This window comes from Corynebacterium variabile, assembly GCF_006539825.1.
GTDB classification, from domain to species: domain Bacteria; phylum Actinomycetota; class Actinomycetes; order Mycobacteriales; family Mycobacteriaceae; genus Corynebacterium; species Corynebacterium variabile.
This window is the reverse complement of the sequence record NZ_BJNT01000033.1, coordinates 1-10,511: the sequence shown is the minus strand read 5'-3', so window position 1 is coordinate 10,511 and position 10,511 is coordinate 1. Positions and strand designations below refer to the sequence as shown.

The 10,511-nt window shown below is 63.8% G+C and carries 11 protein-coding genes; 2 read left to right on the top strand and 9 right to left on the bottom strand.

Features of this window, described 5'->3' with window-relative positions; all coding sequences use genetic code 11:
* Positions 1-764 (bottom strand): cbb3-type cytochrome c oxidase subunit I (locus CVA01_RS14435; protein WP_174775651.1); only part of this gene is annotated, 764 nt, incomplete at its 3' end.
* A gap of 388 nt (positions 765-1,152) precedes the next feature.
* Here CVA01_RS14435 and CVA01_RS14430 point away from each other — a divergent pair.
* Entirely contained in the window at positions 1,153-1,821 is a 669-nt protein-coding gene (locus CVA01_RS14430; protein ID WP_141331756.1) for a maleylpyruvate isomerase family mycothiol-dependent enzyme, read from the top strand.
* A gap of 124 nt (positions 1,822-1,945) precedes the next feature.
* Here the strand turns inward: CVA01_RS14430 and nrdF are convergent, their stop codons facing one another.
* Entirely contained in the window at positions 1,946-2,944 is a 999-nt protein-coding gene (nrdF, locus tag CVA01_RS14425) for a class 1b ribonucleoside-diphosphate reductase subunit beta (RefSeq protein WP_014009262.1), read from the bottom strand.
* Positions 2,945-3,390: 446 nt separating this feature from the next.
* On the opposite strand from nrdF, the gene CVA01_RS14420 reads away from it, so the two are divergent.
* On the top strand, positions 3,391-3,885 hold the full coding sequence (locus tag CVA01_RS14420; protein WP_014009261.1) for a ferritin: 495 nt from the start codon (positions 3,391-3,393) through the stop codon (positions 3,883-3,885).
* Positions 3,886-4,013: 128 nt separating this feature from the next.
* Here CVA01_RS14420 and nrdE read toward each other — a convergent pair whose 3' ends face one another.
* The 7 genes from nrdE to CVA01_RS14385 all read right to left on the bottom strand — a co-directional run bounded on the left by nrdE (position 4,014) and on the right by CVA01_RS14385 (position 10,294).
* Positions 4,014-6,173: a class 1b ribonucleoside-diphosphate reductase subunit alpha gene (gene nrdE / locus CVA01_RS14415; RefSeq protein ID WP_174775650.1), complete on the bottom strand. Its 2,160-nt coding sequence runs from the start codon at positions 6,171-6,173 to the stop codon at positions 4,014-4,016.
* A 104-nt stretch (positions 6,174-6,277) separates the two neighbouring features.
* Positions 6,278-6,724 carry a class Ib ribonucleoside-diphosphate reductase assembly flavoprotein NrdI gene (gene nrdI / locus CVA01_RS14410; protein ID WP_141331752.1) on the bottom strand — a complete coding sequence of 149 codons (447 nt, stop codon included), beginning with the start codon at positions 6,722-6,724 and terminating at the stop codon, positions 6,278-6,280.
* A gap of 1 nt (position 6,725) precedes the next feature.
* Complete coding sequence (locus CVA01_RS14405) at positions 6,726-8,084, bottom strand: MFS transporter (RefSeq protein ID WP_141331750.1); 1,359 nt, start codon at positions 8,082-8,084, stop codon at positions 6,726-6,728.
* Positions 8,085-8,218: 134 nt separating this feature from the next.
* Entirely contained in the window at positions 8,219-8,449 is a 231-nt protein-coding gene (gene nrdH, locus CVA01_RS14400) for a glutaredoxin-like protein NrdH (protein WP_014009257.1), read from the bottom strand.
* Between the two features lie 419 nt (positions 8,450-8,868).
* Positions 8,869-8,991 carry a type B 50S ribosomal protein L36 gene (gene ykgO, locus CVA01_RS14395; RefSeq protein ID WP_005288826.1) on the bottom strand — a complete coding sequence of 41 codons (123 nt, stop codon included), beginning with the start codon at positions 8,989-8,991 and terminating at the stop codon, positions 8,869-8,871.
* Between the two features lie 149 nt (positions 8,992-9,140).
* Positions 9,141-9,785 (bottom strand): vitamin K epoxide reductase family protein, encoded by a 645-nt coding sequence (locus CVA01_RS14390; RefSeq protein WP_014009256.1) that lies wholly within the window; start codon positions 9,783-9,785, stop codon positions 9,141-9,143.
* Between the two features lie 89 nt (positions 9,786-9,874).
* Positions 9,875-10,294, bottom strand: coding sequence for a hypothetical protein (locus tag CVA01_RS14385; protein WP_141331748.1), 420 nt, complete (start codon positions 10,292-10,294; stop codon positions 9,875-9,877).
* Positions 10,295-10,511: the final 217 nt, after the last annotated feature.

Genomic DNA, 10,511 nt, shown 5'->3' with positions numbered 1-10,511 from the left:
ATGGCGCCACCGTTGGCCGGGTCGTAGATGTGGCCGCCGAGGAGGCGGTCGTAGAGGACACCCAGGGCCGCAGCGGTGAGCAGCGGGAAGATGAGCAGGGCCAGCAGCGAGGTGACCAGGATGTTCCAGGTGAAGATCGGCATGCGGAACATGGTCATACCCGGTGCGCGGAGGCAGAGGATCGTCGTCATCATGTTGATGGCCGAGGCAATCGTACCGACACCACCGACGCCGACACCGACAATCCAGAGGTTGGTACCGACACCGGGGCTGTGGATGGCGTCCGCCAGCGGCATGTACAGCGTCCAGCCGAAGTCACCGGCACCACCGGGGGTGAGGAAGCCGGAGAGCATGATGATGCCGCCCCAGGTCGTCAGCCAGAAGCCCAGCGCGTTGAGGCGCGGGAAGGCGACGTCGGGGGCACCGATCTGCAGGGGCATGATGTAGTTCGCGAAACCCCACACGACCGGGGTGCCGTACAGCAGGAGCATCACCGTGCCGTGCATGGTGAAGAGCTGGTTGAACTGCTCGTTGGACAGGTACTGCATGCCCGGGTGGAAGAGCTCCACGCGGATCAGCAGTGCCATGAGGCCACCGATGAAGAAGAAGCAGAACGACATGATGATGTACATGATGCCGAGCTGCTTGTGGTCGGTGGTCGTCAGCATGGTCCAGGCGTGGTTGCCCTTGAGGGACTTACCACCCTGGGGAGCAGGCCGTGTGGGAGCGACCGGATGGTCTTCCCGAGGCGCTACTGCGGTCATTCAATCCTCCTGACTACGCGGAGCCGCTCGTCGGGACGGCTCCCTTTGAATGAACTGCACGGTGCTGTGGCTCGGCGGCGTAGTCGTCACCTCCGCCGACACATCCAGCGCAGACTGCAGCCCATCGTAATAGGTGCCTTGAGATATTGATAGCCAGGACCCCCCTTAACGCCCGGGGCGTCGCATACGGGGGTGACGCCCACGTTCCCCGACCGGAGAACAGCACAACCACCCCTGACGCCACAGGGGTCACAGCTCCACCACCGTCGGCCCCCGGCAGGCCGGAGTTTCCGGACGGGACTCTCCCGCACTCCACGGCTCCTTTCATCTCAGAAACTTCTGCGGATACCGTGGTGGGGCCACCGGCGCCGGGACGAAAGACCAGGCCATGTCACCGTCCATGTCACCGTCCATGTCACTGTCCCGGAAAGAGGTCTGGTCACTTGTGCACGCCGAGCGACGTCGCCTGATCGACGATCTCAGCACCGTCGAAGGCACCGACTGGGAAACACCCTCACTGTGCCCCGGGTGCACCGTGCACGATGTTCTCGCCCATCTGGTCGACGTCGCCAGGATCGGCAAGGTGGGTTTCCTCCGGCGCAAGATGAGAGCGAAGAGGGACTTCGATCTCGCCACTGAGGAAGGGGTACGTCACTACCGTCATGACGACCCCGTGCAGACCCTGGAGGACTTCCGGCAGTCTGTCACCATGATCCGGATACCCACCGCACACCGGGCAACCCATCTCGTCGAGGAGGTCGTACACGGCGAAGATATCCGACGGCCCCTGGGACTGTCCGGCCACTACCCCGATTCCGCAGTCCATGAGGCCCTCTCCTACCAGCTCCGTACTCCTGCGGCCATCGGCGGTAGCCGGGAGCGCACCAGGGGATGTCGTCTCATCGACTCCGGCACCGGCGCGAGCTGGGGCCGGGGCGCTGATGTGACAGGCAGTGGACTTGACCTCCTGCTCGCCGCGGCAGGTCGCCCCGTCGAGGCGGGGGCACTGACCGGTCCGGGCGCGGATCAGCTGGCCCCGGTCAACGACCGCGACTGATTGCGACTGATCGCGACTGATCGCGACTGATCGCGACTGATACAGACAACTCCCCGGGTCGGTGGAATCGACCCGGGGAGTTACCTACCGGGAGAAAGTGACCGGCTACTGAGCGCCTGTCGGCCTAGAAGTCCCAGTCGTCGTCGACGGTGTTCTCCGCCTTACCGATGACGTAGCTGGAGCCCGACCCGGAGAAGAAGTCGTGGTTCTCGTCGCCGCCGGGGTTCAGGGCGGAGATGATCGACGGGGAGACCCGGGTCTCGTCCACCGGGAACAGCCCCTCGTAGCCGAGATTGTTCAGCGCCTTGTTGGCGTTGTAGCGCAGGAACCGCTTGACATCCTCGGTCCAGCCGAGGTCGTCGTAGAGGTCCTCGGTGTACTGGCACTCGTTGTCGTAGAGGTCGAAGACGAGCTCGAAGGTGTGGTCCTTGAGCTCCTGCCGGCGGGCCTCGGTCTCGTGCTCAAGCGCGCGCTGGTACTTGTAGCCGATGTAGTAGCCGTGCACGGCCTCGTCGCGGATGATCAGGCGGATCACGTCGGCGGTGTTGGTCAGCTTCGCGTGCGAGGACCAGTACATCGGAAGGTAGAAGCCGGAGTAGAAGAGGAAGGACTCGAGCAGGGTCGAGGCGACCTTCTTCTTCAACGGGTCATCGCCCTGGTAGAAGTTCAGGACAATGTCGGCCTTGGTCTGGAGGTTCTCGTTCTCCTCGGACCAGCGGAAGGCGTCGTTGATCTGCGGTGTGGAGGCCAGCGTCATGAAGATCGACGAGTAGGACTTCGCGTGCACCGACTCCATGAAGGCGATGTTGGTGAACACCGCCTCCTCGTGCGGGGTGACGGCGTCGTCGATGAGGCTCGTCGCACCGACGGTGCCCTGGATGGTGTCCAGCATCGTCAGACCGGTGAAGACACGCATCGTGGCGGTCTGCTCGGCCTCGGACAGCGTCCCCCAGCTCTTGATGTCATTGGACAGCGGCACCTTCTCAGGGAGCCAGAAGTTACCGGTCAGCCGGTCCCAGACCTCAAGGTCCTTGTCGTCGGGGATGGTGTTCCAGTTGATCGCGGTCACGCGGTCCCCGGAACGGTGGTGGACCGGGGTCGTGATCTGGCGCGATGTCGTCATACAACTCTCCTGCGGTAGTGCGGAATGTCTGCCCGGCCGGGTACTCCCCCACAGCCTGACATATGCCCCAACCGTACCCCATCCGGGAATCTTCCATATGTCGGATCCGGACGACGCATCCGGACCGCAGACAGCTGTCGCACGGACCCCGGAGTGCTCCCGACAGAGCTGTCGACCCCAGGGTTCCCGGACACCTTCCACCCCCGTAATAGGCTACTCAGAATGAGGTGAGGCTACCGAACATCCCCTGGCAGATCTGGACAGATACTACCACCGGGGGCGTTTTCACCCCCTCACACGGCTCTGAACTGCAGATTTAAACCCGTACTCACTGCAGTACAGCCAAAGCATACTGAGGGCAGACAGCCCTGTTTACCTGCAGATATAAGCAAAGGTGAGGCTACGTGGTCTAGAGAAAGGTTGAACCGATCAGTATCGTTACTGCCATGAGCATCAACGAGAAGTTCCAGGAAGCCGTCAACAAGCAGGTCGTCGCCGAGCACGGCGCGTCCCTCATCTACTCCCAGCTGTCCTACGAGATGGACCGCCTCTCCTTCCTCGGCATGCGCGACTGGTTCCGCGCCCAGGCCGACGAGGAGCGTACCCACGCCGCCAAGTTCGCCGAGCACCTCCTCGACCGCGAGGCCCGTGTGGACCTCACCGACATCGAGCTGCCGTCTCTGAAGATCGCCACCCCGCTGGACGCCTTCGAGGCCGCTCTCGCCCACGAGCAGAAGATCTCCGAGATGATCCGTAACCTCGCCCGCGTCGCGGACGAGACCGGTGACATCGATTCCCGCTCCCTCATCAACTTCTTCCTTGCCGAGCAGATCGAGGAAGAGTCCACCGTCAACGACATCATCGACTGGATCAAGACCGTCGGCAACGACGGCTCCGGTCTGCTGCGCATCGACGCCAAGCTGGGTGGCCGCGCCGAGTAGCAGGTCTCCACGGACACCGGGTAGCCGACGGCTTCCCGGCCACCCGGACCGACAGTACGAACTGCAGAAGGGCCCCGCACCGATCTCCGGATCAGTGCGGGGCCCTTCTGGTGCGCCGGCGGCGCGTCCTACAGCATGCAGGACACGCAGCCCTCGACCTCGGTGCCGGTCAGCGCGGTCTGACGCAGACGGATGTAGTACAGCGTCTTGATGCCCTTACGCCACGCGTAGATCTGCGCCCGGTTGATGTCACGCGTGGTCGCGTCATCCCGGAAGAACAGGGTCAGCGACAGACCCTGGTCGACGTACTTCGTCGCCACCGCGTAGGTGTCGATGATCTTCTCGTAGCCGATCTCGTAGGCATCCTGGAAGTACTCCAGGTTGTCGTTGTCCATGTGCGGCGCCGGGTAGTAGACACGGCCGATCTTGCCTTCCTTGCGGATCTCGATCTTCGAGGCGATCGGGTGGATCGACGAGGTCGAGTTGTTGATGTAGGAGATCGACCCCGTCGGCGGCACGGCCTGCAGGTTGCGGTTGTACAGACCGTCAGCCATCACCGCGTCCTTGAGTGCGGCCCAGTCCGCCGCATCCGGCACGTGGATCGAGGAGTTCGCGAAGATCTCCTTGACCCGGTCCGTGGTCGGCGCGAAGGACGCCGGATCGTACCGGTCGAAGAACTCACCGGAGGCGTAGTCCGAGGTCTCAAAGCTCCCGAACTTGCGGCCACGCTCGCGGGCGATCGCGTTCGACGCCTTGAGGCACTCATACATCACCGCGGCGAAGTAGGCGTTGGTGAAGTCCAGGCCTTCCTCGGAGCCGTAGTAGATGTGCTCCCGGCCCAGGAAGCCGTGCAGGTTCATCTGACCCAGACCGATCGCATGCGAGGCGTTGTTGCCCTCACGGATCGACGGCACCGAGTCGATGAAGGTCTGATCCGAGACCGCGGTCAGACCACGGATCGCGGTCTCGATGGTCCGGGAGAAGTCCGGGGAATCCACCGCGGCGGCGATGTTCAGCGATCCCAGGTTGCAGGAGATGTCGTCGCCGATCTCGGCGTAGGTCAGATCGTCGTTGAACGTCGAGGGGGTCGAGACCTGCAGGATCTCGGAGCACAGGTTCGAGTGGGTGATGCGCCCCTCGATGGGGTTGGCGCGGTTCACCGTGTCCTCGAACATGATGTAGGGGTAGCCGGACTCGAACTGGATCTCGGCGAGGGTCTGGAAGAACTGACGGGCGTTGATCTTGGACTTGCGGATCCGCGGGTCCTCGACCATCTCCTCGTAGTGCTCGGTGACGGACACGTCGGCGAACGGCTTGCCGTAGATCCGCTCCACGTCGTACGGGGAGAACAGGTACATGTCGTCATTGCGCTTGGCCAGCTCGAAGGTGATGTCGGGGATCACCACACCCAGAGAGAGGGTCTTGATGCGGATCTTCTCGTCCGCGTTCTCCCGCTTGGTGTCCAGGAACCGCATGATGTCGGGGTGGTGGGCGTGCAGGTACACCGCACCGGCACCCTGGCGGGCACCGAGCTGGTTGGCATAGGAGAACGAGTCCTCCAGCAGCTTCATCACCGGGATGACACCCGAGGACTGGTTCTCGATGTGCTTGATCGGCGCACCGACCTCACGGATATTCGACAGCAGCAGGGCCACACCGCCACCGCGCTTGGACAGCTGCAGGGCGGAGTTGATCGACCGGCCGATGGACTCCATGTTGTCCTCGATACGCAGCAGGAAGCAGCTCACGGGCTCGCCGCGCTGGGCCTTGCCGATGTTGAGGAAGGTCGGGGTGGCCGGCTGGAACCGACCGTCGATGATCTCGTCGACCAGGTGGGAGGCCAGGGCGGCGTCGCCGTCAGCCAGGCCGAGGGCGACCATGCACACCCGGTCCTCGTAGCGCTCAAGGTAGCGGCGTCCGTCGAAGGTCTTCAGCGTGTAGGACGTGTAGTACTTGAACGCGCCGAGGAAGGTCTGGAAGCGGAACTTCTTGGCGTAGGCCTGCTTGAACAGGTCCTTGACGAACTCGTCGTCGTACTTGTCGAGGACGGCCTTGTCGTAGTACTCGTTGTCGACGAGGTAGCCGACCTTCTCCTCCAGGTCATGGAAGTAGACGGTGTTCTGGTTGACGTGCTGGAGGAAGTACTGGTTGGCGGCCTCCCGGTCCTTGTCGAACTGGATACTGCCGTTGCTGTCGTAGAGGTTCAGCATCGCGTTGAGCGAGTGGTAGTCCAGCTGTTCCGCCTGGGCCACCGGCTCTGCGACGCTCTTTCCGAGATCCGTGGTCATCATCTTCCCCTTAATGCTGTGTACCCCACGATGGTGAGGCACATGTCTGTTCATGTCTACCGGTTATCGGCTGCTGCCGCATGTGTACTGGTCAACTGTCTGCCTCAGGTCACGCTCGGCTCCCACGTCGCGTCCGCCCGGCATGCGGCCTCGAACTCCGCCAGGCCCTCGCGGACCCTGGCGACGTCCTCCTCATTGCCCATCAACTCGAAGCGGTAGAGGTACGGGACGTCGCACTTCGCCGCGATGACGTCCCCTGCCTTGCAGAAGTCCGCACCGAAGTTCAGGTTCCCGCCGGCGATGACGCCCCGGATCAGATTCCGGTTGTGCTCGTCGTTGAGGAAGCCGATGACCTGCTTGGGGACTGGACGTGAGAAGTCACCGGTGATCGATGCCCCTCCCCCGTACGTCGGGCAGATCAGCACATAGGGTTCGTCGACACGCAGCGGTTCATCGCCACGACGCAGTGGGATGCGTTCAGCCGGCAGGCCGAGCTTCGCCACGAAGCGCTCCGTGTTCCGTGTGGTCGACGAGAAGTAGACGATGAGCATGTCAGTTCCTTTCTGTGTCGGAGAGGTCGGCGCTGGAGTCCACGACACCGAACCGGGCCGGGACATAACGCAGGAACGCCGGCACGGAGGCCACGGCGATGAGGACGCCGACGATGACGAGGACGCCACCGATCGCTGTCGCCGGCCCTGCCCCGATCCACGAGCCGATCCAGCCGTGGAGCATGTCCGCCAACCGCGGCCCACCGGCCACCACGATGAGGAAGACGCCCTGGAGTCGCCCACGCATCCGGTCGTCAGCGGCCTCCTGGAGCATTGCGTTGCGCTGCACCGAGGAGAACATGTCCGCAGTGCCGCCCACGAGGAAGGAGATCACAGCCACCCAGGCCCACAGTCCGGCCTGCCCGTCGGCGAAGGTCACCGCCAGGCCCATGACGATGATCGCCGCACCCCAGCAGATCACCGAGACGACGATGCCGAGGCCCTGACGCCGGGCCCGGGTCACCGCCCCGGAGAACACGCCGCCGAGGACCGCACCGGCCGGCATAGCGGCCAGGAGCAGTGCGTAGAAGAGCCCACCGTCCCCGGACTCACCGAAGTCGACGGTGGAGATCTCGGGGATGAGGGCGCGTGGCATACCGAAGGTCATGGCGATGATGTCCACGAGGAAGCTCATGAGCAGCAGCGGCATGGCCCAGAGATAGACGAAGCCGTCGAGGACGGACCGGAAACCGCCACGGTCGCCCGCGGCGTCCTTCCCGGAATCCTTACCGGAGGACGCCGCGTCCGTCGGCGGCATCGCCGGCAGCTTCAGCACCGCCCAGAGGGTGGAGAGGAGACAGACGGCGTCGATGAGGTACAGCCAGGCGAACCCGGTGACCGGGACGAGCAGTCCGCCGAGGATCGGGCCGAGGATCGCGCCTGCCTGGGTCACTGTCATGTTCAGCGAGGTCGCCGCGCCGATCTTGCCCAGCGGGACGATGCGGGCGATGACCGCGGTGCGGGTCGGCTGGTTGACCGCGAAGAAAGCCTGCTGGACGGCGAAAACACAGAGCAGCAGCCACACATTGTCCAGGCCCGACGCCGCCTGTGCCCAGAAGGCCACGGCGGTGACGATCATGCCGACGGTGGTGATGCGCAGCAGCTTCGTGCGGTCCATGCGGTCGGAGAGAGCACCACCGTAGAGGCCGAAGATGACCAACGGGACCAGGCCGAAGGCACCGGCCAGACCGACGTAGGCGGAACTGTCGGTGATGTCGTAGATCTGCAGCGGGACGACGATGATGTTGAGCTGCGCACCGATGACGGTGATGATGTTCGCCGTCCACAGGCGGCGGAAGTGAGGGTGCTCGAGCGGGGTCGTGTCAGCGAGCAGGGAGCGGAGCAGTCCGGATGCCGGCAAGGATAGGGCCTCTCACGGAAGTCACGGGATGGATCGGGGGTCGTCGGTGGACGGTTGCGGGACGACCGCACCATGACAAAGGGAGCAGACGCCGTCCGGCGCATGCTCCCTGTGTCTCGGGTGTGACCGGAGGGTCAGGCGGCCTGGGCGGCCATCTCCTTGATCCGCTCCGGGCGGAAGCCGGACCAGTGCTCGCCGGCGGTGACGACCACCGGGGCCTGGAGGTGTCCGAGTGCCATCACGTAGTCACGGGCCTCGTCATCGATGCTGATGTCGATGAGCTCGTAGTCCAGACCGGCCTTGTCGAGGGCGCGCTTGGTGGCGGTGCACTGGACGCAGGAGGGCTTCGTGTAGACGGTGATCATCGTGACAACTCCTAGAAGGTTGAGACTGCGAGGTTGAGACTTCTGCTGACTGCACGGTGCCGTTCGGAGAGGGCAGCCGATGTGATGGTCGGAGACCGTCCGGGGCGTTCCCTGAACAGGTCCCCGCCCGGCCTTGCGATGACGTCGACCTTACACAGCTCAGAGACAGGGCACAACCTCCCTGGCCACGAGATGTTGGGGTAATTACACGTCTTAAATACCATATATAGTGGTACTGGACGACAAAGGCGCAGGTGGCCGGAAGGGGTCGGCACTACATGTTGGGACTCAAGAACACTCATGTAATTCCATCACCGTGAGTCGACCACCGGGCACCACCCCACACAGATGACAGCACCCCCCGCCCGTCACCGTGAGATGACTGACAGGGGGTGCTGTTCGGCTCGAAGAACCGGCGATCAGCCCTGGCGGGCCTTGAAGCGCGGGTCCTTCTTGTTGATCACGTAGACCTTGCCGTGGCGGCGAACGACCTGGGCGCCCGGCTTGTTCTTCAGCGACCGAAGGGACTTGCGGACCTTCATCGGGCGCTCCTTTCCTCGTCATGGGCCCCGACGCCTGATGACGACCGCGGCTTGATGTAAAACAGACAGACCCGGAAAGAAACCGGGTCATGGCACATCGGAACACTCTAGCCCGATGCCGCCGAGTAACCAAACTCAGCCGGCCCCGCTCAGGCGAACTGCACCAGGATCAGCACGACAAACGCGGCGTACCAGACGACCAGTACCACCGTCGGCATAATCCAGCCGCCGGCGAAGGAGTAGCGGTCTGCACCGTGGATCCCCGCGGCGTCCCGCTGTCTCTCCCAGATGATGTGCACCAGCGTGATGAGGAACAGCGGCAGCACCACGGCCCACACCACCATGCAGTAGGGGCACAGTGCGTCGATGTCGTAGACCGCCTCATAGGCGAGCCAGTGGACGAAGCCGACGGCGAAGACGAGACCGGCGAGGAAGCCGTACCAGAACCACGCCCGGAACTTCGCCCCCGCCAGCAGCGCGACACCGATGGTCAGGACGACACCGAACCCGAAGAGCCCGATGAAGGGGTTCGGGATCCCGAAGGCGGACGCCTGGTTCGACTGCATCACGTCGGTGCAGGAGATGACGTCGTTGATCGTGCAGGCCGGAACGAAGTCCGGGTCCTTCATGATCTCGATCTTGTCGTACATGATCAGACCGGACATGTAGAGCCCGATCGCCCCGAAGAGCGTCACCACCAGTCCGTAGAGGCGGGAAGCGCCCCAGAATCCGGTGGTCTCACCCTCCGTCACCGGCGTCTGTGCCGCCGGTCCGTCTGTCGTCTCGTGACTCATACTGTCCGATCCTTGCAGAATCTTCCGCCCGGGAAGCAACGGAACGGGGTTACAACCGCCGCGTCACCCCCGGTTGAGACTGCTTTCACCTACTGCGCATCCTTGGCCAGCGCACGGAGTCCGCGCCCTGCGGTCACGGCGAGGACGCCCGTTCCGGCGGCGAGTCCGGAGACACCGAAGGAGAGGACGGAGGTCAGTAGGGAGGAGCGGACGTTGGCGGCCATCAGGGCGGTCTCGCGCTCCGGGGCGTCCATCGGAAGCTCGGCGAAGGGCTTGCCGCCGGTCATGGCCAGGGCGTGCTTGTTGACGATGTCAGCCTGGGCGTAGGCGGTCACCGGGTCCGCGACCTTCTTCCCGGCGAGGGACTTCACGTCGGGGTGCACGGTGATGTTCTCGGCGACGAGCTGCTGACGCACGGCGGCATAGCCGGCGACACCGGCGGCGATGAAGCCGTAACCGACGAAGGACAGGATGCGTGCGGAGCGGCGGGTGGAGCGGTTCTTGCTCATGGAAATTCCTTTACGTGAAGAGATGTGAACTCCTGCCGTTCTACCACCATGTGCCGAGATAGGCGACACGTCAACTACTTTTCAGGACGCCTCCCCGGCCACACCGCCCACGCTTCGCCACAGTGCGGGCCGGACCACCTGCAGGTTTGCCGGTTCCTGCCGGTGTCCTGTAGATTTCAATCCGTTCGCAGCAAAGTCCTTACGGACTGCGTCGCGT